General features: G+C 65.6%; 23 protein-coding genes. 4 read left to right on the forward strand and 19 right to left on the reverse strand.

Annotated features, from left to right (window positions below; all coding sequences use genetic code 11):
- Window positions 1-329: 329 nt before the first annotated feature.
- Both V2L18_RS03790 and V2L18_RS03795 read right to left on the reverse strand, forming a co-directional pair.
- Window positions 330-1,457 (reverse strand): 5-methyltetrahydropteroyltriglutamate--homocysteine S-methyltransferase, encoded by a 1,128-nt coding sequence (locus V2L18_RS03790; protein WP_336176482.1) that lies wholly within the window; start codon window positions 1,455-1,457, stop codon window positions 330-332.
- A 218-nt stretch (window positions 1,458-1,675) separates the two neighbouring features.
- Window positions 1,676-2,701 (reverse strand): DUF1402 family protein, encoded by a 1,026-nt coding sequence (locus V2L18_RS03795; protein ID WP_336176483.1) that lies wholly within the window; start codon window positions 2,699-2,701, stop codon window positions 1,676-1,678.
- Between the two features lie 485 nt (window positions 2,702-3,186).
- Between V2L18_RS03795 and V2L18_RS03800 the strand changes: the two genes are divergently transcribed.
- Entirely contained in the window at window positions 3,187-3,912 is a 726-nt protein-coding gene (locus V2L18_RS03800; RefSeq protein ID WP_336176484.1) for a response regulator transcription factor, read from the forward strand.
- Here V2L18_RS03800 and V2L18_RS03805 read toward each other — a convergent pair.
- The 9 genes from V2L18_RS03805 to V2L18_RS03845 all read right to left on the reverse strand — a co-directional run bounded on the left by V2L18_RS03805 (window position 3,804) and on the right by V2L18_RS03845 (window position 12,893).
- The gene (locus V2L18_RS03805; RefSeq protein ID WP_336176485.1) at window positions 3,804-6,170 is read right to left on the reverse strand and encodes a PAS-domain containing protein; all 2,367 of its coding nucleotides are present in this window, start codon (window positions 6,168-6,170) and stop codon (window positions 3,804-3,806) included. The genes V2L18_RS03800 and V2L18_RS03805 overlap by 109 nt on opposite strands.
- A complete protein-coding gene (locus tag V2L18_RS03810; protein ID WP_336176486.1) occupies window positions 6,167-7,339 on the reverse strand; it encodes an FIST N-terminal domain-containing protein in 1,173 nt (390 codons plus the stop codon). Before V2L18_RS03810 ends, V2L18_RS03805 begins: the two co-directional genes overlap by 4 nt.
- A gap of 192 nt (window positions 7,340-7,531) precedes the next feature.
- Complete coding sequence (locus V2L18_RS03815; RefSeq protein WP_336176487.1) at window positions 7,532-7,924, reverse strand: GFA family protein; 393 nt, start codon at window positions 7,922-7,924, stop codon at window positions 7,532-7,534.
- Window positions 7,925-8,265: 341 nt separating this feature from the next.
- On the reverse strand, window positions 8,266-8,649 hold the full coding sequence (locus tag V2L18_RS03820) for a hypothetical protein (protein ID WP_336176488.1): 384 nt from the start codon (window positions 8,647-8,649) through the stop codon (window positions 8,266-8,268).
- Window positions 8,646-9,371 carry a hypothetical protein gene (locus V2L18_RS03825; protein WP_336176489.1) on the reverse strand — a complete coding sequence of 242 codons (726 nt, stop codon included), beginning with the start codon at window positions 9,369-9,371 and terminating at the stop codon, window positions 8,646-8,648. Before V2L18_RS03825 ends, V2L18_RS03820 begins: the two co-directional genes overlap by 4 nt.
- A gap of 2 nt (window positions 9,372-9,373) precedes the next feature.
- The gene (locus V2L18_RS03830) at window positions 9,374-9,967 is read right to left on the reverse strand and encodes a hypothetical protein (protein WP_336176490.1); all 594 of its coding nucleotides are present in this window, start codon (window positions 9,965-9,967) and stop codon (window positions 9,374-9,376) included.
- 4 nt (window positions 9,968-9,971) lie between these two features.
- Window positions 9,972-10,421, reverse strand: a complete 450-nt coding sequence (locus V2L18_RS03835) for a copper-binding protein (protein ID WP_336176491.1) — start codon at window positions 10,419-10,421, stop codon at window positions 9,972-9,974.
- Between the two features lie 228 nt (window positions 10,422-10,649).
- Entirely contained in the window at window positions 10,650-11,654 is a 1,005-nt protein-coding gene (locus tag V2L18_RS03840) for a YVTN family beta-propeller repeat protein (RefSeq protein WP_336176492.1), read from the reverse strand.
- A 12-nt stretch (window positions 11,655-11,666) separates the two neighbouring features.
- Window positions 11,667-12,893, reverse strand: a complete 1,227-nt coding sequence (locus tag V2L18_RS03845) for an ABC transporter substrate-binding protein (protein WP_336176493.1) — start codon at window positions 12,891-12,893, stop codon at window positions 11,667-11,669.
- Window positions 12,894-13,319: 426 nt separating this feature from the next.
- Between V2L18_RS03845 and V2L18_RS03850 the strand changes: the two genes are divergently transcribed.
- A complete protein-coding gene (locus V2L18_RS03850; RefSeq protein WP_336176494.1) occupies window positions 13,320-14,450 on the forward strand; it encodes an S-(hydroxymethyl)glutathione dehydrogenase/class III alcohol dehydrogenase in 1,131 nt (376 codons plus the stop codon).
- 164 nt (window positions 14,451-14,614) lie between these two features.
- The gene (fghA, locus tag V2L18_RS03855) at window positions 14,615-15,460 is read left to right on the forward strand and encodes an S-formylglutathione hydrolase (RefSeq protein WP_336176495.1); all 846 of its coding nucleotides are present in this window, start codon (window positions 14,615-14,617) and stop codon (window positions 15,458-15,460) included.
- Window positions 15,461-15,475: 15 nt separating this feature from the next.
- Here fghA and V2L18_RS03860 read toward each other — a convergent pair whose 3' ends face one another.
- The gene (locus tag V2L18_RS03860; protein ID WP_336176496.1) at window positions 15,476-16,357 is read right to left on the reverse strand and encodes an SDR family oxidoreductase; all 882 of its coding nucleotides are present in this window, start codon (window positions 16,355-16,357) and stop codon (window positions 15,476-15,478) included.
- Between the two features lie 140 nt (window positions 16,358-16,497).
- Here V2L18_RS03860 and V2L18_RS03865 point away from each other — a divergent pair, with 140 nt between their 5' ends.
- Complete coding sequence (locus V2L18_RS03865; protein WP_336176497.1) at window positions 16,498-17,442, forward strand: AraC family transcriptional regulator; 945 nt, start codon at window positions 16,498-16,500, stop codon at window positions 17,440-17,442.
- A 36-nt stretch (window positions 17,443-17,478) separates the two neighbouring features.
- Here the strand turns inward: V2L18_RS03865 and V2L18_RS03870 are convergent, their stop codons facing one another.
- The 7 genes from V2L18_RS03870 to V2L18_RS03900 form a co-directional block, all read right to left on the reverse strand.
- Complete coding sequence (locus V2L18_RS03870) at window positions 17,479-18,282, reverse strand: ABC transporter permease (protein WP_336176498.1); 804 nt, start codon at window positions 18,280-18,282, stop codon at window positions 17,479-17,481.
- Entirely contained in the window at window positions 18,279-19,037 is a 759-nt protein-coding gene (locus tag V2L18_RS03875; RefSeq protein WP_336176499.1) for an ATP-binding cassette domain-containing protein, read from the reverse strand. The genes V2L18_RS03870 and V2L18_RS03875 overlap by 4 nt, the downstream gene beginning before the upstream one ends.
- Window positions 19,038-19,175: 138 nt before the next feature.
- A complete protein-coding gene (locus V2L18_RS03880; protein WP_336176500.1) occupies window positions 19,176-19,700 on the reverse strand; it encodes a DUF3280 domain-containing protein in 525 nt (174 codons plus the stop codon).
- Complete coding sequence (locus V2L18_RS03885; protein WP_336176501.1) at window positions 19,697-20,530, reverse strand: quinoprotein dehydrogenase-associated SoxYZ-like carrier; 834 nt, start codon at window positions 20,528-20,530, stop codon at window positions 19,697-19,699. The genes V2L18_RS03880 and V2L18_RS03885 overlap by 4 nt, the downstream gene beginning before the upstream one ends.
- On the reverse strand, window positions 20,527-21,534 hold the full coding sequence (locus V2L18_RS03890; RefSeq protein ID WP_336176502.1) for a quinoprotein relay system zinc metallohydrolase 2: 1,008 nt from the start codon (window positions 21,532-21,534) through the stop codon (window positions 20,527-20,529). Before V2L18_RS03890 ends, V2L18_RS03885 begins: the two co-directional genes overlap by 4 nt.
- A 64-nt stretch (window positions 21,535-21,598) precedes the next feature.
- The gene (locus V2L18_RS03895) at window positions 21,599-23,038 is read right to left on the reverse strand and encodes a quinoprotein dehydrogenase-associated putative ABC transporter substrate-binding protein (protein WP_336176503.1); all 1,440 of its coding nucleotides are present in this window, start codon (window positions 23,036-23,038) and stop codon (window positions 21,599-21,601) included.
- On the reverse strand, window positions 23,035-23,499 hold the full coding sequence (locus V2L18_RS03900; RefSeq protein ID WP_336176504.1) for a c-type cytochrome, methanol metabolism-related: 465 nt from the start codon (window positions 23,497-23,499) through the stop codon (window positions 23,035-23,037). Before V2L18_RS03900 ends, V2L18_RS03895 begins: the two co-directional genes overlap by 4 nt.
- Between the last annotated feature and the right edge of the window lie 19 nt (window positions 23,500-23,518).

Here is a 23,518-nt window from a genome sequence, read left to right on the forward strand (position 1 = left end):
GTTGATCAGAGCCCATACTACCAACGCCGAGACACATTCCGAAAACAGACCATGCCGACGCCTTAGCGAGCCACAGGCATCCATTGGCTGCTTTCGGCGCAGGTGACTTGGGCTCCGAAGACCTCCCGGAGGCGCAGAGCTGCCGTTCCTGGGGGCACAATAGCAAGGCAGAAATGGGCCGAAAACTGCATTGAGGCGGCTTTGAGTTGGGGTCTGCTTTAGCGACATCGCATCCGAGACCTCCCTATCCCTATCCACCCATAAAAAAACGGCCCCCACCTCCCGGCAGGGGCCGCTGTCAATCCGTGGCTAGTTCCGGAGCAAGTCGCTTACTTATCCACCCCGCCCCAGATCGCCTCAGCCGTCTTCACCACCAGTTCCAGCTTGCGGCGCTGGTCGTCCATGGTGATCTTGTTGCCTTCCTCCGTGGAGGAGAAGCCGCACTGCGGGGCAATGCCGAGCTGGTTGATGTCGCAGTACTTGCCCGCTTCCTCGAACTTGCGCTTCAGATCGTCGAGATCCTCAAGCTCCGGCGTCTTCGTGGTGATGAAGCCCGGCAGCACGCGCTTGTTGCCCTTGGGCAGAAGCTTCAGCGGCTCCAGGGAGCCGGCGCGCTCGCTGTCGTATTCCATGAAGTAGATGTCGATGCCGGTCTTGTTGAAGATGGCGTCGGCGGCGAGATCGTAGGCGCCCTCGGCGGCGTAGGTGGAGACGAAGTTGCCGCGGCACAGGTGCATGCCGATCTTCATGTCCGCCGGCCGGTCCTTGATCGCCTCGTTCATCATCCAGGCGTAGCGCTCGATCAGCCAGTCGGGATCCTGGCCGAGCTTCTTCTTGTCCTCGCGGTGCTTGGGGTCGCACAGGTAGGCGAAGAAGATGTCGTCCATCTGCAGGTAGCGGCAGCCGGCGGCGTAGAACGCCTTCACAGCCTTGGCGTAGGTCTTGGCCAGATCGGCGAAGAGGACGTCGAGGTCCTTGTATTCGGCCGGCGCGATGTCCTCCGGTGCCGTGCGGAAGTGGCAGCACGACGGGCCGGGGATCGAGATCTTCGGCTGAACCCTGGTGTTGGCGGCGACGAACTTGTAGTGCTCGATCATCGGGTGATCGTCGGGGAAATCGAGCTTGCCGGTGATGGTGGGATAGATCGGGCGCAGCTTCACGCCGTGGAACTGCACGCCCTCGGCGCGCTCGTCGAGGTCGAAGCCGGTCAGCCCGCCCATGAAGTCGTAGTGCCAGAAGGAGCGGCGGAACTCGCCGTCGGTCACCGCCTTCAGCCCGATCTCCTCCTGCATCCTGATGACGTCGATGATCGCGGCGTCCTCGGCCTTTTTCAGGTCGGCGGCGGTGATCGACTTGGTCTCGTAGAAGGCCTTGCGCGCGGCCTTGACGCTGTCGGGCCTGAGAAGGCTTCCGACATGGTCGGCGCGGTAAGGCGCCCCGGTAACGGGTTCGGTCATCTGGTTCCTCCGGTTCGAGTTTTTCGGGGCTCGTTGGAAATGCCCCGATGCGCGGGTGCTGCGACCATAGGCCAGCCTAAGCAGGACTGACAAGGTCGGCACGCATCGACACGTTCACATCGCAAGCATCGCGCGCGGCGGCGTATGCCGTCGGCCGGAAAAGGCATGTCGGTCGGCGGGTGAGAGGGAACGGTGCAGCGCCGGAGGCGCACCGGGCGTCAGAGCAGCGCGCGCAGGTCGTCGAGCCGGTCGTTGACCAGCCAGCCGTAATAGTTTTCCTCCGGCCAGCGCGCCTTGCCCTGCTGGCGGGCCCGGTTGTAGCGCATCGCGCGTTCCCAGGGCGCTCCCACGTTGTAGAGCGTCGCGGTGATGCCGGGATTGGCGGAGATATCGACCTTCGCCACGTCCTTGTAGGCCTCTATCGCATCCTGGATGACGGCGGCCATGTAGTGGAGCGACTTGTCCGGGTCCATCGCCGCCTGATAGATCGCCAGCGCATCGGCGGGCTTGAGCTTCGGGAAGCCGCTGACCTCGTGCACGCGATCCGACATCTTGAGGATCGTCAGCGGCGTCAGCTGGCCCAGGCCAAAGCTCTGGCCGGCGAACAGCGGCTGGAAGAACGTCTGGTTGAAGGTCTGGTTGGGGTAGCTGATCCCGTCCACCATGCGGCCGCGGAAGCTGTTGTTCCACACCCGCTCGTAGCACGACCATTTCACGTTGCTGTTGCGCTGCATCCGTGCGGAATGGCACCGCTCGAACTGCTTGCGCTCCACGAAGTCCTCTACCGGCTCCTTGCCATACTGGAAGGAGATGTCGAGGCCGGCATAGGCGGCGGCCTTGATGTAGTAGCCCTGCGCGCTGTCCAGCGTGTCGTAGTTGTAGGTGTGCTCGCCGACGATGGCGCCGATCATGTGAACGGGATCTATCCGATAGAGTTTGGCGACCTTCTTGATCGAGGACAGCAGCCGCTGATCGCGCCGGAGCACGCCAAGCACCTTCTCGAACTTGCGGTCGTAGCTCGACTTGAACGCGCTCGTGCGGCGGGCCGAGGCGAAGGGGATGTCGGGCTGGGAGGCGTTGCGGTTGCCTTCGGGCACGCTCTGCAGGCCGGCGGCATGTGCGGTGGCTGGCAGCAGCGCGGACCCGGCCGCAAGCGCGACAGCAAGCGCACCAACAAGCGTTTTGGCCGCCACGGCCCGCACGAAACGCTCGCGCACCGTATGGTTCATCCCCGAATGCCGCATCAGCAATTCCCGACCTCTGTCGAAAGAAATCCGATCCTCGTCGATCGGACAGACATGATCCGATCAAAACGCGCTCTGGTGAAAACGGAGCCGGCCACGCACGGCAAGGGTCCGCGCACCGCCGGCCGACGACACGCAGCATCCCGGCAAGCCTAGGCCGCCGGCCCTCACGAAAACATCCGATTCGACACGGATTAATATCGCAAAACGCACGTCATTCGCAGGGGGCGTGCACGGAAACGGGCCACTTTCGCGCCAGACTGCGGCCAGAAGGGCACAGTGCGGTAGCCGATGCCTGTTGTCGGTTTTCGGTATCGCAGCGAAAACCTGCCGCGCGGGTTCGAGGCTGCGGGCGGTTCTGCGCCTTGACCGGCATGTGACGCAGCGTCGGCGCTTGCGTTGCCCGTCCGCGAGGTCCTATCCTGTCAAAAAAAGACGGCTGTACAGCATGCCAATTCAGAGGACGCCTTGGGAGGGGCGACCCCATGATCATTTTGATAGTGGATGACCATCCGCTCGTCTGTTCGGCGCTCGAAGCCACATTGACGGGCGCGATTGCCGATTGCCGGGTGATACAGGCCCATTCGGGCGCCGAGGCGGTCGCGATCGTCCGGGAGAGGGACGATATCGACCTTGTGCTGCTCGACCTGAAGCTGCCGGATGTCGACGGTTTCCAGGGGCTCAGCCAGCTTCGCGGTGCGGCTCCGCGGGTGCCGGTGCTTGTCCTGTCCGGACTGGAGGATGCGCGGCTTGCGCAGCTCGTTTCAAGCCACGGAGCCCTCGGTTTCCTCAACAAGAAGGCGAGCGCGGCCGAGATCGTCGATGCCGTCACCTCGGTGCTGGCCGGCGAGACGGTGTTCGCCGCCGTCCCCGGCGCGCGTCCCGCGCAGGCAAAGGACGCGGTCGGCGCCATCGGCACGCTGACGCCGCAGCAGTCCGTTGTGCTTCGCATGCTCGGCGAGGGGCTTCTCAACAAGCAGATCGCCTACGAGCTTTCGATCAGCGAGAGCACCGTGAAGGCGCATGTCTCGGCGATCCTGAAGAAGCTCGACGTCTCCTCCCGCATGCAGGCGGTGCTGATGGCGCAGGGCGGCGTGTTCGATCAGGCGATCGGCCCGGTGGCGGGTTCCGTGGCGGGGGCGGCGACACGGCCGTTCTCCGGCGCCTCGGCCAAGCCGGCGCCGTCGGCGGTCGGCGCCGTGGACAGATGAGCGAGATAGGCGCGAAGCTGCCCGGGCTTCACCGGCTTTGAGAAATATTCGATGGATTTTTCCGCCGCCCGCCTTCGGATTTCCTGGGAGCGGTCGGCGGTGATGAGAATGCCGGGCACCTGCCAGCCCAGATGCGCGCGCAGCAGAATGATCGCGTCGATCCCGTCGATGTCGCCGTCCAGATGCAGGTCGGCGATGATCGCGCGCGGCACCAGCCCTTCCTTGCGCGCCCGCTTGAGAAGGGCGGGGTAGGAGGGGGCGGTGACGCAGCTCATCTGCCAGGCCTTCAGCAGGCGCGCCATCGCATCGGCAACATTGGTGTCGTTTTCCAGAACGAAAAGAGGGCCTTCCTCGCCCTCATCCCCCGTGGCGACACCGGCGGCGACCGGCAGATCCGCTCCGGTGGCGGTCCCGGTCTCCGCCCGGCTCGCCGCCAGCGGCACGATCACGGCGAAACGGGAGCCGCGGCCGGGCTCCGAATCCAGTTCGATTTCGTGCCCGACAAGCCCCGCTGCCCGCTTGACAATGGCAAGCCCGAGCCCAAGCCCGCCCGGCCGGGTCTCTCCCGTCACCGAGGCGCGGCGGAATTCCTCGAAGATCGTCTGGTGATGCTCGCGCGCGATGCCGGGCCCTGTGTCGTGGATTTCCAGCGCCACTGCCTCGCCCCGCCGTCGCACGCCGAGCAGAACCCGGCCGGAGGCGGTGTATTTCAGCGCGTTGGACAGGAAATTCTGCACGATCCGGCGCAAGAGATGCGGATCGGAACGCACGACGGCGGAGGAGGGGACGACGGTGAGCTTCAGCCGCGCCTGCCGCGCCAGCGCGCCGAATTCGGTTTCCAGCGTACGAAAGAGGTCCCCCACCACGACGTCTGCAAGCTGCGGCTCGTAGCCGCCGGCGTCCATTTTCGAGATGTCGAGGAGGGCGCTCAGAAGATCCTCGGTCGAATGGAACGCCTGGGTGACGTTGCCCAGCAACTCGCGCGCCTCGGCGCTGACGAAGCTGGCGCTGTCGAGGGCGGAGAGATAGAGCCGGGCGGCGTTCAGCGGCTGCAGCAGGTCGTGGCTGGCGGCCGCGAGAAATCGGGTCTTCGACAGGTTCGCCATTTCCGCCGCCTGCCGTGCGCGTTCCAGATCCTTCGCCGTCGCCTCGTGCCGACGGATCTCGTCGTGCAGCGCGGTGTTGAGCTGGGTCAGCGCGCGGGTGCGCTCCTCCACCCGCTGCTCCAGTTCCTCCTTGGAGCGCTCCAGCAGCTTCGCGGCCTCGTTCTGTGCGGTCACGTCCGTCAGCGTGATGACGAAGCCGTCGTCCGGCATCGAGCGGAAATTGGCGGCCACCACCCGTCCGCCGCGATAGGAAATCTCCAGCCGCAGCGGATAGCGCTGCTCGACGCTGGTCACCCAGGCGCGCGCCTCGTCTTTGCGCGCCCTGGGCACGTGTGCGCCGTGGGTCCACACGAGCCGCAGCAGCTCGCGCACCTCCATGCCGGGATGCATGTCCACGTAAGGCAGGTTCAGCAGCATCGCGGCCTGCGAGTTCCAGGTGACGAGCCTGAGATCGGCATCGAACACCACCACCCCTTGCGCGATGGAGGCGACGGTGGCGACCAGCAGGTCCGGCTGCTTGGACATGTCGGTCAGCCGCCGGGCTTCCTGCAGGCGCTTGAAGTGGGTGATCTCGGAGACGACGACGACACGCCCGCCTTCCTCCGTGTCGCGTTCGCTGATCTGGATCCAGCGTCCGTCGGACAGCAGCTGCTGGAACTGGCAGTGCTTGCGCCGGTGGCGCTCGACGCGCGCGGCCAGCCAGGCCCGCGGATCGGTGACGGCCTCCACGATCGCGCCCGTTTCGGCCGCGCGGCGAACGATCTCGTTGAAATGGGTGCCCGGGATCAGAATGTCGGAAAGGGCGGGGAAGAAGTCGCGATAGCGGCGGTTGCACAGCACGATGCGGTCGTCGGTGTCATACAGGATGAAGCCTTCGCCGATGGAATCGATGGCTTGCTGCAACTGCCGGCGCGCGATCTTGGCCTCGTTCATGGCGCGCGCCACGCGCTGGATGCGTTTCTCGACGTTGGTCTCCAGCTCCGCCACCGACTGGAACAGCTTGAAGGCGTTGCCGGTGAAATCGTGGCTGCGGTCCACCTGGCGGATCAGCGCATCGCGGATCGTCCTGAGCTTGGCGTTCTCCGCCTCCAGCGCGCGCATGCGGTCCTGAAGCTGGCGACGGGACAGGGCAGGGGCATCGCTTTCGCTCATGGGTGCGCCCCGCCGATGGCGAGCCCTGTCAGTGTCTGGCTCAGATGCAGGAAGCGGTATTGCTCGCCATAGGTGTTGAAGCCGATCATGCGGAACCGGTCGAAGATCTCGACGAGATCGCCGGTAATGCCGAGCCGCTCCGCCTCCAGCCGGCGCAGGATGCAGTCGAAGCACAGCGCCACCTCCATGCCGCCGATGCGTCGGGAAACCCGGCTCATGTGCTCCGACAGGTTGTCGCGCATGTCCTCCGGGTGGGCGAGGGTGAGCACGATGCCCTCGTCGATGGCGCAGAAGAAATGCAGCGCGCCGTCGGCGGTGGCCTTCTGGATCGCGCGCACGTGATACTCGCCGCCGACGCGCACCAGCAGCGGATTTGCGGCGAAGATCTCCGGCGTCAGCGCGCCGACATCGGCACCGATGAGGCGGGCGTACTCGTCGGCCGCCGGCTCCGCATTGATCGAGAAGACGATCCGGCGTTCGGGATCGGCACTGGTGACCACGACGCGGTCCTCGGTCGGGCGGAAGTGCTCCAGCTTGAACACCTCCACCGGCCGCGACGAGGCGCCCAGCACCACCAGTGCGGAATCCTCCAGCACCCGTCCGTTCAGAAAGATCTGCGTGGTGTCGAAGTTCAGGTTGTCGCCGGCCGAGGCGCCGAAGATGGGCACCTCGTCGAGCGCGGCATAGGTGGAGGCGGCGATTTCCTCCTCGCGGCGCGACAGGCCGTCGACGAGCAGCATGGCGAAGAAGTTCTGACGGTCCGGGTCGAGATTGCGCAGGAGCTGGAAATAGGATGCCTCGATCGCCTCGCCGGCGGCGGCCATCGAGAAGTTGGAGAGCTTCTGCAAGAGGCAGATCTCGAAGGAAAAGGCCGAGCGGTCGAAAGCGACGGCGACCGCGCCGTCCCCCTCGTAATAGGACGAGGTCAGACTTCCCGCCGTGGTGCAGCCGACGAGTTGGGCTTGTGGGTAGGCGGCGGCAAGCGGGGCGACGACGTCCTCGTAAGGCAGATTGGAGGAGACGAAGAGCGCGATCAGCGCCGGATCGCACGCGCCCAACCCCTGCTTCAGGTCCTCCAGCATGCGGGCCGGGTTGCGCGATTTCGACCAGGCCCGGCAGACGACGGGCGCTCGTGTCTCGCGCGTGATGTCGGCCTCGGCAATGGACATGGCCACGTTCGCTCCCCGGGGCGCCGCTCAAGGGGGGCGCCCTTTGCGGCTCGTTGTCGGCATCGATCGGCGATGGCGATCGTGACGCAAAGTCTAGCGCGCGAAAAAGGGCTTGGCTGCAATACTGTAGTGCTACGGGGGAGGCTGAGACGGGGCGCGTATGGCGGGACGGGGCCGGTTCCCCGGCGCGTCCTACTCCTCCGCGCGGTCCGTGCCTTCGCGGTCGCGCTCGTAGCGTTTTGCAAGCGGAAAGGGCGGCAACCAGCTCTCGCGCCGGATGGTCCACAGTTCATAGGTCGGCTGGAAAAGATCCGGGCTGTCGAGGGCACCCAGATGGACCTCGATCTCGTCGCCCGATCGCGAAAAGACGGACGAGCCGCAACGCGGGCAGAAGAACCTGCCGGCAAAGTCGCGGGTCTCGCCCTCGACCGTGACCGCGGTCTCGGGAAACACGGCGGAGGCGTGAAAGAGGGCGCCGTGGTGCTTTCGGCAGTCGAGGCAATGGCACAGGCCGACCCTGAACGGGCGCCCCGTCGCCGTGATCCGGACATCCCCGCAAAAGCATCCGCCGGTGACGCGGTCCATGGCTCGTCTCCTATCGATGGGCGATGTTCGCCGGCGAACATCCGTGGCCAAGTCGGACGTTTCGGCCATGCCGGGATAGGATATCGCGAAAGGCGTCATGTCAAATCGGGGCGTTTCTTCAGGCCTGGCCCGGAAATGGCAGTTGGTTCTTCGCCGCGAATTCTACGCCCTTTCATACCCCTCCATCGTCATCACCCGGAGAAGTCCGGGTGATCCAGCGCGTGCCCCAAATGCTGCGGCTGGCAGTGGATTGCCCGGACTTCGCCGGGCAATGACGGCGGAGGGGCATGAGCGAGAAAGGTTGAAAGCGCACAACCCGTCGCCATTTCCGGCCAGACACGTCAGAAAAAACACCTGACCTCCGCCTCCACCTGCGCGCGGCGCAGGCGGTCGACCATCAGCTTCGTTGCCGGCGTTTCGCGGAAGAGCGCCATCTTCTCGCCGCCGCCGCTCACCTGCCGCATGCGCAGCACCGTTTCGGCCTGCGTGTAGTCGTCATAGGAGAGAAGCGAGGCGACGACGTCGATGGAGCAGGCGCACTGGCGCAGCGCGTCCGGCGTCTCGCCGTTGGCGGCCATGCAGCCCATCACGTAATCGGCGACCGCCACGGTCGGATAGTCGTTCGCAGCCGCCGGCCCCGCCGCGCCCGTGACAAGGATAAATGCCGCAAGGGCGGACGCCGCAAGGGCGCCGGTCCCGGATCCGTTCTCTTGCGCCTGCCTCATGGCCTGACCTCCCTGAAACGATAGCTTTCGTGCAGCATCGGGCCTTCGCCGGGGGCGCCGGGTGCGCCGGGTGCTGCCGCCGTCTCGGTTTCCAGGGCCACCAGCCCGCCCGGCACGGCGTCGCTCACCGTGATCGTGTAGGTCTTGGCGGCAAGTCCCCGCATCTGGTCCTTGTGGCTGTCGTCGGCAAACGGTGTGAAGCTGACCCGCCGCGCCGCCACCGGCTTTCCACCGATCTCCAGCGACACCGCCTCCTCGGCGTAGTTCCCCGGCACCGACATGGCGTGGCGGATGACATTGCGGAAATAGTGGCCCGATCCGCCGGTTCCGCGGCTCATCTGGTTGACGTCGCGCTGGAAAAAGATCAGCAGCAGCGGATTGAACGTGCTGGCGACGATCGGCCCGACCTGCTTGGCCGCACCCTTGGCAAAGAGCGTCGCCTCCACGTCGTAGGCGTGCTTGGCGTCCGCCTGCGCATGTGTGAAATCGAGCACGATCTCGTCGGTGAAGGGTTCCTCCATCATCCGGCCTTCCAGCCGGTAGTCGTAGACGAGCGTCGCGTCGGTCCCGAGCGTCTCAAGGTGATTGAAGCCGTAGATCTCGGCCGAGGCCGTGTTCGGCGTCAGTCCGTCGAGCCCTGCCGCAATCGCCGCCGGCGGGGGGAGGGAGACCGCGGCTAGTGCGGTCAGGATGAGGGCCAGGAAAAGAGGGCGCAGCCGCATGGTCAATCGTCCAGATGCGCGCCGATGATCCGGCCGAGTGCGAAGGCGCGCTGCTCCAGTAACACCGGCTGCTCGCACAGGTATTTCTGCGATTTCTCGCGATCTTCGTAGATGCGCAGATCCCAGGCGAGCGTTTCGTCTAAGTCTGCGCGCTTTTCGTCGGAAAGCGTATCCGACTTGAGTGCCACGCGGGCCTCGCGCACGCGGGCGGCAAGGGCGGCCTGCTTGCGGGCGAAGCGCTTGATGCCGGCAATCAGCGAGGCGCGGTCGGAATTGATGACCTGCAATGCCCGGCCGAAAAGGGCCGTCAGCCGCGCCTTGTGCCCGGCATCGAGGCTGCGTGCGAAGGCATCCACGCGCTCTCCCGCCGTCTCCATCGAGGTGCGCCGGGCCGCGATCTCGGCACCGAGCCGCGCGACTTCGCCGTCGTCCGCCCACATCGAACGCTCAGGAAGGGGCCCCGTCCACACCTGTGCGGGCGAGATCTGCGGCACGAGCCGCTGCACGCAGGGCCAGTCGGCATCGTCTCCGGCCAGCGCAGGGCCGGCCGGAGCGATGCACACGATCAACAGGAAACCTACCAGGGGATGGCGCATCGGTTTACTTGACGTTGATCGTGACCACGGTGCCCTTCTCAAGAAGGCCGCGGGCATACATCTGATAGGTGCCGGGGCGGATCGGCACGAAGAAGATCTCCGCCTCGCTCTCCTCCTCGAATTCCAGCTCGTAGATGGAATTCGCCTTGATCTCCATGTCCCCGGCCTCGACCTTGCGAAGCCAGATGAAATCGAAGAACTCAGGCGCCACCAGCGCATATTCCTGATAGCCCGACGCCTTGATCTTGAGCGAATAGGCCTGGCCGGTGCGCAGGTTGTATTCCTTCGGCGAGACGTTGAAGCCGATCATGTCGGTGCCGAGAATGAGGTCTTCCAGTTCCTCCGGCTGGGTGGCGAGGTAGCCGTCGGCGGCGGCAGGTGCCACACCGAGAAGCCCGGAGGCGGCAAGGCCGAAGAGCGCGGATCTCAGACGGTTCGTCGTGGTTCGTGTCATGCTGTGTTACCTCCCTCGAATGCAGTTCTGCTTGTTGCGCAAGGCTTTCGTTGTCCGCCGTCTGTCTCCCGGTCTCTCCGCCGTCATCCCCCGGCGCAGTCCGGGGGATCCACCCCTCTCCGCATTTGTCGCGGTTTGCTGGATTGCCCGGACTGCGCCGGGCAATGACGATGGAGGCGGCGGGGCAAAAAAGGGACGCTCCTATCCCATCCGGCACCGCAGTCGCTCTCACGGCTTGATCGCGACCCCCCACGGGAAGCTTCCCACCGGTATGGAGACGACCGTCTTCAGCTTTGCGACGTCGATGACGGAGACGTCGTTGGAAACGCCATTGGTGGCGTAGAGCTCGCTCTCGTCCGGGGTAAAGGCGAGCTGCCAGACGCGCTGGCCGACGAGCAGGTATTTCTCCACCTCGAACGTCTGCGCGTTGACGACTGCGACCCGGTTGGCAGGTCCCAGCGCCACGAAGGCCTTCGAGCGGTCCTTGGTGATGCGGATGCCGACGGGCTGGATCGCTTCCGGCTGCAGCCCCGGGACGGAGAAGGAGATCTTGGTCTTTATCTCTTTCGTCGCCGTATCGATGACGGATACCGTGCCGCCGATTTCCGCGCTTACCCAGACTTCCGCCCCGTCGTCGGTGAACTGGGCAAAGCGCGGGCGCTGGTCGACCAGCACGTTGGCGACGATCTCGAAGCTGTCGGCGTCGATGAAATGCGCCATGTTGGTGGTCTCTGAGGTGTTGACGATGGTCTTGCCGTCCGGGCTCACCGCCATGCCTTCCGGCTCCACCCCCACCTGCACCTCCGCCACCGCATCGCCGGTGGCAAGATCGATGACGGTGACGAGATTGTCGTCCTCGTTGGCGGCATAGAGCCGGCTGCCATCGGGCGCGATGGTCATGAGCTCCGGATCGGGACCGGAAGGAAGCGTGCCGGTCACTTCCAGGCTTTCGGTGTCGAGAACCTCGATGTGGTCTTCGTCGGAGGCGCAGATGTAGAGCGTCTTGCCATCGGGCGAGAGCGCGATGCCGCGCGGCCGCTCGCCGACGGGAATGGTCGCGGTTACTTCCCGCGTCCTGGCGTCGATCACGGTGATCGAGTTGCCTTTCTCGTTGGAGACGAACACCGTCTGCGCGGCCGCCGGCGAAGCGATGGCGAGCAGCGCGGCCATGGAGGCGGCGGCCGGAAGGGCGCGCGTCAGCCGTGATGCGTGGGACATGGAAAGGTCGGACATGCGTTCCCCCTTTTATTGCAGGTCGCACGACGTCTCCGGCTTGTCGTAGCCGAGGCTGTCGAGCCTGTTTCTCTGGTGCAGGAAGCCCGGCTGCGGCGAAACGGAAACCAGGATCCGCTTGTTGGTGAGCAGCACCGGCTGGCGCATCTGCTGGTTCCAGGGGCGGAACGACAGCCCGACGCCCTTGAACCCGCCGAGCGCGAAATCATCGCTGCGCAAATAGGCCCGGACCTTCCCCGGATCGGCCGAATTCGTGCGCGTGACCGCCTCGCCGATGGCGCGCACGCCGAGCCAGGCGCCATAGTCGCGCTCCTCCATCCAGCGCCCGGCTTGTTTCTCGAAGCGGTGCTGGATCTGGGTGGAGCCCCATTGCTCCTGCACCCGGTGCCACGCCATCGGCACCAGCCCCTGCGTGCCGGCCACCGGGCGCGGCGCATAGGTGTTGAAGGGCAGGTATTCGCCGAAGGTGTCGTTCTCGTCCGCCACCACCAGCACGTCGTAATCGTCGCCCGCGCCCTGGGTGGCCACAGGCATCTGCGTTTGCACCTGGATGTGCCCGGAATCTGTGCGCCGCGCGATCGGCGAATAGGAATAGGTCTCGTCGGCGACGATCTCCGCGCCGAACTTGCGTGCCGCCTTGCGCATCGCCTCCGCATAGGCCGGATCGCCCGGCCCGGAGCCCGACAGCAGGAAGATGTCCGGCCAGCGTTTCCACACGAGGAACTGCATCAGCCCATCCGCGCGCATGGCGAGCGAAAGTGCCGTGTGGAAGACCTGCGGAAAGCAGGTTTCGGTCCTCAGATCCGTCTCGCCGGCACGCCCGTTGAAGATCAGCGTGCCGTCCGCCCCTTCGGCCCGCGCGATGGCGAGCAGATCGTCATGCGCAAGATCGGCGACGAAATAGCGGTGTCCGGCCGAGATTTCCTTCTCGAATGCGGCGATCAGGTCGCCGTCTGGCGGCACGATCACCTCGATCAGCGAATAGGCGTGGCCGAGAAACGCGCCGGTGGTCTGGTTGTCTTTCAGCGCCAGCCGCGCCCCCCAGACGCCTGGTTCCTTCACCTCCGGATCGACGAAGGAAAGCGAAAGCCGTTCGTCCTCGGCCCGGGTGATGTAGACGATCGGAATGTCGAGCTTCGGGGTCGCCTGCGCCGACGCCACGCCCGGCGAGAGGGCGGCAATGGCGAGCGTCGCAACGGCGCACGCGGCCTTTGCCATGGCCCGGATGGTGAATGACACGCCAAGTCCTCCCGTGCCCGCCGCCGGTCTCGGTTGCCCCGCCGTGTCTCCTCGATCTTGCGCCCGCCTAGCGGGGTGATCCGAAGATGTGGCGAGGGTGCGGACCGGTCTTCCGCTGGGTCATTTAACGGTAATATTACAGATGCGATTTACCCCGGACATTGGCCTTAAGTGCCATGAACGCTGCCGCCCGGCCCGTCATGGCGATGCCTTGGCCTCATGCGCGGCGCGCGCGCATAGGCAGGCAGCGAGTTGGGGATCGTTGTGAACAAAGGGCGACCCGGCCGCTGAAAATGCGTACTTTCGGACCATAGAAGCGGACAGGCGCAATCCCTTACAAACGGGGGAACAGACTGGCATCCGTGCCGGCGCGCTTCGACTTGAAAACGAGTGACTTGAAAACGAGTTCTGGGAAGGACGACTGCGATGGAAGTACGTGCAGCCGTGGCTGTGGCGGCGGGCAAGCCGCTTGAGGTGACAACGGTCAAGCTGGAGGGGCCGAAAGTCGGAGAGGTGCTGGTCGAGATCAAGGCGACGGGCATCTGCCACACCGACGAGTTCACCCTGTCGGGCGCGGACCCGGAAGGCCTGTTCCCTGCCATTCTCGGCCATGAGGGCGCGGGCGTCGTCGTCGAGGTCGGCCCCGGCGTCACCTCGCTGAAGCCGGGCGATCACGTCATCCCGCTTTATACGCCCGAGTGCCGCGAGTGCTATTCCTGCACCAGCCACAAGACCAACCTGTGCACCTCGATCCGCGCCACGCAGGGCCAGGGTCTGATGCCGGACGGCACCTCGCGTTTCTCCACGCTCGATGGCGATCCGATCCTGCACTACATGGGCACCTCGACCTTTGCCAACTACACGGTTCTGCCCGAGATCGCGCTCGCCAAGATCCGCGAGGACGCGCCGTTCGACAAGGTCTGCTATATCGGCTGCGGCGTCACCACCGGCATTGGTGCGGTGATCAACACGGCGAAGGTGGAAGTGGGCGCCACGGCCGTGGTGTTCGGCCTCGGCGGCATCGGCCTCAACGTGCTTCAGGGCCTCAGGATGGCCGGCGCCAGCATGATCGTCGGCGTCGATCTCAACCCGGCCAAGAAGGAAATGGCCGAGCGCTTCGGCATGACCCACTTCGTCAATCCGTCCGAGGTCGAGGGTGACCTGGTCCCCTATCTGGTCAACCTCACCAAGCGGCGCGGCGACACGATCGGCGGCGCGGACTACACCTTCGACTGCACGGGCAACGTCAAGGTGATGCGCGACGCGCTGGAATGCGCGCACCGCGGCTGGGGACAGTCGATCGTCATCGGCGTGGCGCCGGCGGGGGCGGAGATCTCCACCCGTCCGTTCCAGCTCGTCACCGGCCGCGTATGGAAGGGCACGGCTTTCGGCGGCGCGCGTGGGCGCACGGATGTGCCCAAGATCGTCGACTGGTACATGGACGGGCAGATCGAGATCGATCCGATGATCACCCACACCATGCCGCTGGAAGACATCAACAAGGGTTTCGACCTGATGCACGCCGGCGAGTCCATCCGTTCGGTGGTGCTCTACTAGGGCGCACGGAAGGTTGCGGTGGCGGCGGGAGGCCCGGCGGGCCTTCCGGCGCCACCGCTTGACCGGGTGTCATCTTCGCCCGCGCTCCCTTTCCGAAATCGGGCGACCGTCGCCGGGCCCCCGGCACCGGGTCGCCAGTCAGAACGTCAATCCGGAGTACCTGAATGCCTGTCTTCGAAGAACTGTCGAAATCGACCTCTTTCGGCGGTCGCCAGCTGACGCTCTCCCACGACAGCACGTCCACCGGCACGCGGATGAAGCTTTCGGTCTATGTGCCGCCGGCCGCCGAGCGTACGCCGGTGCCTTGCGTGTTCTGGCTGTCGGGCCTGACCTGCACGGAGGAGAATTTCACCGTGAAGGCTGGCGCCCAGCGCATGGCCTCGGAACTGGGGCTCATCATCGTGGCCCCCGACACCAGTCCGCGCGGCGAGACGGTGGCCGACGACGACGGTTACGATCTCGGCCAGGGCGCCGGCTTCTACGTGGATGCCACAGCCGCTCCGTGGACGCCGCATTTCAAGATGTACTCCTATGTTACGGAGGAATTGCCCGGCCTGATCCGAGAGGCGTTCCCCGTGCGTCCCGGCGCGCTCGGCGTCATGGGGCATTCCATGGGCGGGCACGGCGCGCTGACGGTCGCGATGCGCAACCCGGAGCTTTTCAGGTCCGTCTCCGCCTTCTCGCCCATCGTCGCGCCCTCGCAGGTGCCCTGGGGCCAGAAGGCGTTCACCGCCTATCTCGGTGAGGATCAGGCCGCGTGGAAGGCGCATGACGCCTGCGAGCTTGTGCGCGAACGGGGCTTCCCGACACAGATTCTGGTCGATCAGGGCGATGCGGACGGTTTTCTGGACGAACAGCTGCAGACCTGGCGCCTGATCGATGCCTGCAAGGAGGCCGGCCAGTCGGCGAAGATCCGCATGCAGCCGGGCTACGATCATTCGTATTTCTTCATCGCGACGTTTATCGACGACCACCTGAGGCATCATGCGCGGGTGCTGGGCGAGGGGTAGGAGAAGGGATCCCGATCAGCCGAAATAATGGGCTTCCATGTCTGCGAGGAGACCGATTTCGTCGGGCTTCCAGCCCAGCAACGCCTTCGTTTGCTCGTTCGTGGCGCGTATGTCCAATTCTGCGAAATGCGCGAACCATCCGAAATGCGCTGCTGCGTCTTCATGCGATAGCGATTGGACCGGAAGACCTAGCCCCTTGCCGATGGTCTCGGTGATGGCGCGGAACGCGATCCCGGGATCTTCAGCAAGATGATAGCGCCTCGGCTCGCCGCGTTCGACGGCGAGCCTGAAGGCGCGCGCGGCATCGCGACGGTGTACCGCAGCCCAAAGGTTCGTGCCCTCGCCGGCATAGGCTGCTACGCCCTTGTCGCGGGCAATGCGGATCAGCAGGGGGACAAAACCGCCGTCTCCAGCATCATGCACCGACGCCGGCAACCGCATGACGGAGATATTGGCGCCCTTTTCCATCAGCGCCTCGCAGGCCAGTTCGGAGGCCGCGCGGGGGCCGGCATCATTGCCGCGCGGGGCTGGCGTTTCCTCGTTGATCTCCACGCCGCTGGGCAAGACGCCGAGGCCGGATGTCACCACCATCGGCCGTCCCTCGAGTGCCTCTCCCATTGCGAGGATAGCCTGCCGGTCATTTTCGCAATTCTGCAAGAATTTCGAAAAATCGTGGTTGAAGGCCGTGTGGATCACTGCGTCGGCCTTGGCCAATCCCGCGCGCAGGCTGTGGTGGTCCTCCACATCGCCCATATGGACGAAGGCCCCGGCCTTCGAAAGTCCGTCTGCCTTGGCGGTGTCGCGGGCCATACCGGTGACCTGATGACCTGCCGCAATCAACTCGCAAACTGTTGCCAATCCGACGAAACCCGTCGCGCCGGTCACAAATACATGCATGACGTTCTGCCCTCTTGCTTAAATTGCAGATCGTCCCGTTGGGGACTGTCATGTGTTGTGATAGGGATGCCTTGGAGAATGATCTATAAGTCAACGTCCCATTTTTCTTTTTGATCGTCCAGAATGCGGTTGGAATTGCCATGGATCCTCTGTCAGATGTCCTCTCGCTCCTGCGCCCGCGCAGCGTTCTGTCGGCAGCCATGAACGCAGGCGCGGACTGGGCTATTCGGTTCCCGCCTCAGGGATGTGCGATCAAGACAGGTGCCATCGTTTCCGGCACCTGCTGGCTGGTCGTGGACGGGGAGGAGCCAATCCTGCTCAAGCGGAATGATTTCTTCCTCTTGCCGCATGGCCACGCCTTTCTCATGGCATCCGACCTGGAGTTGCCGCCGCTCGCGGCTGCGGATGTTTTTGCGGCTGTTCGCTTCGGCGGCGTTGTGCGTATCGGCGAAGGTGGGAGCTTTCTCTGTCATTCCAACCGTTTCGTGATGGAGGGGCCCGATGCGGCGCTGTTGACCATGTTGTTGCCGTCCGTTGTCCTGATCCGTGCGGACGACGGCGGGGCTTCGCTCGGCTGGCTGGTCGCCCGCATGATGACGGAGCTGAGCCAGCAGCGCGCGGGTTCCGCGCTCGTCATCAAGCACCTAGCGCAGATGATGCTGGTGGAGGCCTTGCGCCTGCAGGCGGCGACGGGGCCTGCAGGCGGTACAGGCTGGCTTTACGCGCTCGCGGATCGATCTCTCGGGGCGGCACTTGCCGCGCTGCACGCCGATCCGGCGCGCCGTTGGACTGTTGCGGATCTGGCCGCTGAAGCCGGCATGTCCCGTGCCGCCTTTTCCGAACACTTCCGAAAGGGCACTGGTCTTGCGCCGATGGCCTATCTGACCCGTTGGCGCATGTCGCTGGCCTGCGAGCGTCTTTTGCATCCGGACTCGCCGATCGCCGCTATCGCAATAGACATCGGGTATGAATCCGAAAGCGCTTTTTCGACTGCCTTCAAGCGAGAAGTTGGGTGCCCTCCGCGCCAATGGGCGCGCAGGGCAATGGCAAAAGACGGTGCCGGCGGACGCGCCGCTGCGGAGTAGGTCCATCAGTCATTGCCGGTTTTGCTTCTGCTGCATTCACCCCGCCCGCCCCGCGGCCGGTCCTCCGCGCGCTGGCGTATACCCCATCACCGCCGCCGCGCCGAAGACCGCGAGCGTTGCGGCCACCACCGCCAGTGCGTCTGGGTTCACCTGTCCGTACAGCGCGAACCGGATCGCCTCCACGATGTAGGTGAACGGGTTCCACTGGCAGGCATGGAAGAGCCACAGGCTTGACTCCTTCACCCGCCAAAGCGGGTAGAGCGCGCTGGAGATGAAGAACATCGGGAAGATCACGAAATTCATGATGCCGGCGAAGTTCTCAAGCTGGCGGATCCATGACGACAGGAACATGCCGATGGCCGACAGCGTCAGGCCCGTCAGCACGAGAACCGGCAGCATCGCCAGGAGGCCGTCGAGCGGCACGTCGGTGCCGAGCGCCAGCGCGATTGCGACAAAGGCATAGATCTGGATGATCGAGACGAACGTCGCCGCCATCATGCGCGAGAACAGCACGAACCAGCGCGGCAGCGGCGTCGACAAGAGCACCCGCATGGAGCCCATCTCCCGGTCGTAGACCATCGAGAGCGAGGACTGCATGCCGTTGAAGAGCTGGATCATGCCAATCAGCCCCGGCACCACGTAGACGTCGTAGCTGATGTAGGTCTGGTAGGGCGGGATGATCGACAGGCCGAGCGTGGCGCGAAAGCCGGCGGCGAAGACCACCAGCCAGATGAGCGGGCGCACGAGGGCGGCGAAGAAACGCTCCTTCTGCTGCACGAAGCGCAGGAACTCGCGGGTGAGGATGGCTGCGAAGGCACGTGCGGCGTGGGCGGGGCTCACAGGTGTTCCTCCAGCCGCGCGGAGGTGAGGCGGGTGAAGGCCTCGTCGAGGTCCGCCGCCTCGGCCTCGCGGATCACCCGGTCCACCTCGCCGCGCGCCACCACTTTCCCTTTTTCGAGGACGATCAGGTCGTCATGGGTCCGCACCTCGTCGACCAGATGCGTCGCCCACAGCACGGCGATGCCATCCTCGCGGGCAAGGCGATGCACCTCGTCGACCAGCCAGCGCCGGGTGGCGATGTCGAGGCCGGTCGAGGGTTCGTCCAGCAGCAGCAGGCCGGGCCGGTCGAGCAACGCGCGCGCCACCTCCACCCGTCGCCGCTGGCCGCCTGAAATATGGCGCACCTTCTGCCGGCGCTTGTCCGCAAGGCCCACCTGATCGAGCAGCACATCGATCCGTCCGCGCGCCTCGTGTCGCGAGAGGCCTCTCAGCGCCGCGAAATATCTCAAGTTCCGCTCCACCGTTAGGTCGAGGTCGAGCGTCTGTGCCTGAAAGACGATGCCGAGATCGGAAAGCGCGCGCGACCGCTCGCGCCGCAAATCGTGGCCGGCGATGCGGATGCGGCCTTCCCGGCTGTCGAACAGTCCGGTGACGAGCGAGAACAGCGTCGTCTTGCCGGCCCCGTTCGGGCCGAGCAGCGCGGTCACGCGGGCAGGCGCCAGCGAGAAGCCCACTTGATCGAGCGCCCGCTTGGGCCCGTAGGCGTAGCTCAGCCCCTCCACGGCGAGCGGCGCGCGCATCGCGAGATCGTCCATCCGCGTCCTCCCCGGCCGGGTTTCGCCAGTGCATTTCGGCCAGCGCGTTTTGAGCCAGTGTGACGCATCGCGCCGCACGTGGCTATGGGGCCTTCGGGGGAGGCGAGAGGTTGCCGGGGGTGGAGCTGTCGTCCTCCTTTACGGGTAAAGCGCCGTCTCCACATCCTTGCCCAGCAGGCCCCGGTCGAGGATGTAATCGACCCCACGCTTCCACGCCTCATCGGTGTTGCCGCGGATCGAGACTGAGGCGTTGCCGAGCATTTCGCCCGTGCGCGCATCGTAGGCGATGATCGAGATCGACTGGATGAGCGTGGAGACCTTGTGCACGAAGCCGGTGATGCTGACTTCGGCGCCCGCGGTGCCGGCGAGGCGGGCGGCGCAGTCCAGACAATCCCACGGATCGGGAAGGCCGGCCACGTCCTCCTCAAGTGCGGAAAGATCGAACAGCGCCACCCCGCGTTGGCGCAGCCGCTCTCTCGTTTCCTGCGTGATCATGCGAAGGCGGGCGGCCTCGGCCGGGTCAGAGCCGCGAACCTCCCCCTCGATGGACGTGTCCTGAAAGCCGAAGGGAAAGACGGCCACCCCGGAACCTGCGGCAAGGGCGGGCCCGGCGAAAAGCCCAGTGAAGGCCATCGCCAGGGCAAGCGTCCGCGCGCGGCTCATGAGCCCGGCTCCAGCTTCACCGGCCATGCGCCGTCGAAGCTGCGCTCCTCGGTGTCGGTGACATGGGCGCTCAGCGTGGCGCCGGGTTTCGGCTTCACGTAGAAGCGCACGCTCGGGTTCTCGCTCATCGATATGTCGCCGTCGAAGGTGAGAACCGGTTCGCCGTCCATGGAAAGGGCGATGGTGCGCACGTAGTCGGCCGGGATCCACAGCTGGGTCACCTGATCGGTCTGCATGCCGGAATAGTTCGGGTGGCTCACCATGAACTGGGCCTCGGCCGGCTCGCCGGCACGCCAGTCTCCGATCTGGCGGAAGCGCATCTGGCCGAGCCGCGCCATGGCGGCCTCATGGTCCTTGCCGGCGGGCGCCGAACAGCCGCCGGCCGCCTTCACGTAGTTGGTCGCCATGTAGAGTGAGCCGTCGTTCATCTCCGCCACCGCGCGCACATTGGTGTAGGCGTTGACGCGCACCCGCGTGGAAAGGCTCGCCAGGCCGTTTTGCGGAAAGAAGCCGAAGGTTCCGACGACCGGGGCCGGGTTCTCGTCGATGACCAGCGTCAGCTTGGAGATGTAGCGCTCCGCCGTCTGCGGCACGAGCGCGGTGACGGAGACGGGAACCACCGCCGCATCGTTGGCCCTGTAGGGCGTCTCCAGCGCGATCACGCCGTCCGCATCCGCGATGTCACGGTTGCCGAAGACCGCGGCGCGGATATCGGGCCAGGCGTCTTCGGCGGCACTTGCGGGGCGCGGCGCGGCCGTCGCTGCCAGCATCGCGGCGAGGGCGAGGATCATTGCGAGCCCGAGGCGGGCTTTCGAGGCTTGGCGCATCATTCCCACTCCAGTTCGGTATAGGCGGCGACGACATTGCGGCCCTGGACGGCATCGAAAAGCAGCCAGTCCCCGCGGCCGAGGTCGGCGAGCCGCCGCACGGTTTCATCGATCCCCAGCCCCGCGTCGATCGCCGCCCTGACGCCTTCGCGCAGGGCGGCGAGATAGGCCCGTTCGCGCGCGAACGCGGTGTCCGTCGTATCGACCGGCCCGTGACCGGGCACCACACGAGCGGCGTTTCGCTCCCCCAGATCCTCCAGCACCGAAAGCCAGCCGTTGATGCTGCCGTCGATGACCGGGATGCGGCCGGAAAAGAGCAGATCGGCCGCCCAGAGCGTGCCCGTGCGCGCATCTTCGATCGTCAGATCGTTGTCCGTATGCGCCGTCGGCCAAGCCCTCAGCGTCAGGCGTCGGTTGCCGAGATCGATCGTTGCGGTCTCCTGCACGAGCGTCGTCGGCGGAATGAAGCGCGTGTCGGCGAAATCGGGCGACAGCGCGCGGATTCGCTCCAGATAGAAGCCGCCGCGTTCGGCAAGCGCCTGCGGCAGCTTGTGGTGCCCGACATTGGCGATGCGGCCCGCCGCGATCTCTTCGGCGAACGCCCCGTGCCCGAAACAGTGATCGAGATGCACGTGGGTCGCGATCACGTGGCTGACGGGCCGGTCGGTCACACGGGCGATTTCCGCCTTCAGCGCCGCTCCTTGCTGCGTCGTCGTGCCGGTGTCGATCACCGCGACGCTTCTCTCGCCGACGATGAAGCCGATATTGGCGATCGCCGCACCGTTTTGCGCCGACATTTCCTCCTGCACACCATAGCGCACGAAGATGCCGTCTGCGATCTCGGCGAAGGGCAGGGCGGCAGCGGCGAGCGCGCCAGTGCACGACGGCGAACAGATCACGCCGAAGCTGGCAGCCGCAAGACCGGCAAGCACATGCCGGCGCGTGCGGCCGGCCGGTTGGGGGCGCAACTCGCTCAGATCGTGTCTGTCCGTGCCGTCAGCGTCCATCCGTTTGTCCGCCGTTGCGGTATGCGAAAGGCGCGGCGGCGTCCTTCCGGCGATGATCCGCCGTCTATTCCGAAGGCCGCCATGGGCGCGTCTCTTCCAGAAGCTGGTCGGCCTCGCTCCACCGGGCGACGCCGCCAGGATACCAGACCACCTTGTCGAACCCGTAGGAAAGCGCGCGCTTGGCCGCGTTCCACGACATCCAGCACTCGGGCTCGCAAAAGAACACCAGCGGATGCTTGCCGCCGTCGCTGAGGCGCTCCAGTTCCGCCCGGAACGCCGTTTCCTCCCGTTCCGGCAGCGCGCCGAGCCCCATGTTTGCAAGCCAGTGCGCGCCCTTGATGGTCGCCCGCTTCGGTTCGCGCCAGATCTGGTCAGGCGTCCGGCCCTCCGGCTTGCGCGCGGCGGGAAAGACGTCGATCAGCACTGGCTCCTCGCTCTCGCGCAGCGCCAGCAGGCCGTCGACATCGACCGTGCGTGCACCCGCAAGGCCTGCCGGCACCGGTGCGCGGTAATCGTCCATCCGGTAGCCCGCGGGCTCTGCAATGGCGTTCGCCGTCTTCGCGGTTGGGACCGGTGTGCCCTTGCCTGTATCCTGGCCCGCCTCTTTCGCAGGCTTTGCCTTCGGCCCGGTCGCCGGCTTGATCAGTTGCCCCTTCCGGTCGAGCAACGGCACGTTGTAGGCGGCGAGGATCGCGTCGATATCGTCCTTGCGCTTGCGCAGGATGCGGTTCAGTCGGTGCTTCCAGTCGGGCTCATTGTAGCGGATGCCCATCGACATCAGGAAGGCGACCCGAACGCCGGCTTCCGCCTCGATCGGCTCCATGACGAGGTCCGGCGCGATCTCCCGGATCCAGTAGCCGGCGAGCGGCCCCCAGGCGAGCGCGACGTCGAGCGTGCCGTTCTCGACATCGGCGATCATCGCGCGTGCCGGCTTTTCGAGCCGGGTATCGACGATCAGCGGATAGGATTTCATGTGCGAGAGAAGCCCGTGCCGGGCGAGCAACGAGGCGACCGGCGTGCGCGGCTGTACGCCGATCGCCATGTCCTTCAGCGCTGGATCACTGAGCGAGCCGGAAAGCGCGACGTCCTTCCGGTGCACCATGACATAGGTCGAGTTGTAGTAAGGGTTGGTGTTCTGCATCAGCTCGTTGGTCGCCGCCACCCCGATGATGAGGTCGCAGCGTTTCTCACCGAGCGTGCGGCGCACGAAGCCGATCGTCTGCGGAAACCAGGTGTAGCGGACGGGAAGGCCGAGTTCCTCAGCTACGATCTCGGCGATCCTGTTTTCGAAGCCTTCGCCCTTGTCGTTGGAGTAGGGCAGGTTGCCGGGATCGGCGCAGACGCGCAGCTCCGTCCGGTCGACGACGTCCGGGGTCGCGGTGATCTCCTGCGCGCGCAGGGCACCGCCGGCCGCCATCGACAACGCGCCGGCGCACAGCGCGGCGACGATTGTCAGACGGCGGCGGGCGGCTCCCCCCCTTGGCCCCCGTGTCGGTTCTCTCACTGGCTCGCCTTCCATTCCTGGAACACCGGATCCTCCTTGGCCGGAAGACGCTCGGGCCGGCCGCGGCCGAGATCGCCGTTCGCCCGTGCCTTCAGGTAGGCGTAGATGTGATCGATGTAGAACATCACGTCCGGCACCTCCGCGAAGGACGGCATGACAGAATCCTGCGCCGCGTTGACCACCTGCCGGCCGTTGACGACCACTTCCAGGAAGTCCTCGTAGGACATCGTTTTCAGCGAATCCTTCAGAGCCGGTGCATAGGACGAGCCGAGCCCGTCCGGGCCGTGGCAGACGTGACAGGTCGAGTGATAGCGCCGAAACCCGTTGTAGACGCCGTAGTCGACCTTACCGTCCTTGATGATGTAGGGATGTTCCTCCCAGCTCTTCTCGTCTTTCGCTGCCGTGGCGCCGCCGGTGACAGCAAGGGCGGCAAGGGCGATCACCGCGCTCCCCGCCACCATGGTCACGCGCCGCCGGAAC

This window comes from Breoghania sp. JC706, from assembly GCF_037026715.1.
Classification (GTDB): domain Bacteria; phylum Pseudomonadota; class Alphaproteobacteria; order Rhizobiales; family Stappiaceae; genus Breoghania.

Coding starts and splice junctions, on each gene's coding strand:
- V2L18_RS03880 (WP_336176500.1), bottom strand. CDS start 19,700: ATGAGCCGCGCGCGGACGCTTGCCCTGGCGATGGCCTTCACTGGGCTT.
- V2L18_RS03810 (WP_336176486.1), bottom strand. CDS start 7,339: ATGTCCATTGCCGAGGCCGACATCACGCGCGAGACACGAGCGCCCGTC.
- V2L18_RS03865 (WP_336176497.1), top strand. CDS start 16,498: ATGGATCCTCTGTCAGATGTCCTCTCGCTCCTGCGCCCGCGCAGCGTT.
- V2L18_RS03885 (WP_336176501.1), bottom strand. CDS start 20,530: ATGATGCGCCAAGCCTCGAAAGCCCGCCTCGGGCTCGCAATGATCCTC.
- V2L18_RS03820 (WP_336176488.1), bottom strand. CDS start 8,649: ATGAGGCAGGCGCAAGAGAACGGATCCGGGACCGGCGCCCTTGCGGCG.
- fghA (WP_336176495.1), top strand. CDS start 14,615: ATGCCTGTCTTCGAAGAACTGTCGAAATCGACCTCTTTCGGCGGTCGC.
- V2L18_RS03795 (WP_336176483.1), bottom strand. CDS start 2,701: ATGCGGCATTCGGGGATGAACCATACGGTGCGCGAGCGTTTCGTGCGG.
- V2L18_RS03825 (WP_336176489.1), bottom strand. CDS start 9,371: ATGCGGCTGCGCCCTCTTTTCCTGGCCCTCATCCTGACCGCACTAGCC.
- V2L18_RS03840 (WP_336176492.1), bottom strand. CDS start 11,654: ATGTCCGACCTTTCCATGTCCCACGCATCACGGCTGACGCGCGCCCTT.
- V2L18_RS03815 (WP_336176487.1), bottom strand. CDS start 7,924: ATGGACCGCGTCACCGGCGGATGCTTTTGCGGGGATGTCCGGATCACG.
- V2L18_RS03850 (WP_336176494.1), top strand. CDS start 13,320: ATGGAAGTACGTGCAGCCGTGGCTGTGGCGGCGGGCAAGCCGCTTGAG.
- V2L18_RS03830 (WP_336176490.1), bottom strand. CDS start 9,967: ATGCGCCATCCCCTGGTAGGTTTCCTGTTGATCGTGTGCATCGCTCCG.
- V2L18_RS03890 (WP_336176502.1), bottom strand. CDS start 21,534: ATGGACGCTGACGGCACGGACAGACACGATCTGAGCGAGTTGCGCCCC.
- V2L18_RS03860 (WP_336176496.1), bottom strand. CDS start 16,357: ATGCATGTATTTGTGACCGGCGCGACGGGTTTCGTCGGATTGGCAACA.
- V2L18_RS03835 (WP_336176491.1), bottom strand. CDS start 10,421: ATGACACGAACCACGACGAACCGTCTGAGATCCGCGCTCTTCGGCCTT.
- V2L18_RS03875 (WP_336176499.1), bottom strand. CDS start 19,037: ATGGACGATCTCGCGATGCGCGCGCCGCTCGCCGTGGAGGGGCTGAGC.
- V2L18_RS03800 (WP_336176484.1), top strand. CDS start 3,187: ATGATCATTTTGATAGTGGATGACCATCCGCTCGTCTGTTCGGCGCTC.
- V2L18_RS03790 (WP_336176482.1), bottom strand. CDS start 1,457: ATGACCGAACCCGTTACCGGGGCGCCTTACCGCGCCGACCATGTCGGA.
- V2L18_RS03900 (WP_336176504.1), bottom strand. CDS start 23,499: ATGGTGGCGGGGAGCGCGGTGATCGCCCTTGCCGCCCTTGCTGTCACC.
- V2L18_RS03805 (WP_336176485.1), bottom strand. CDS start 6,170: ATGAGCGAAAGCGATGCCCCTGCCCTGTCCCGTCGCCAGCTTCAGGAC.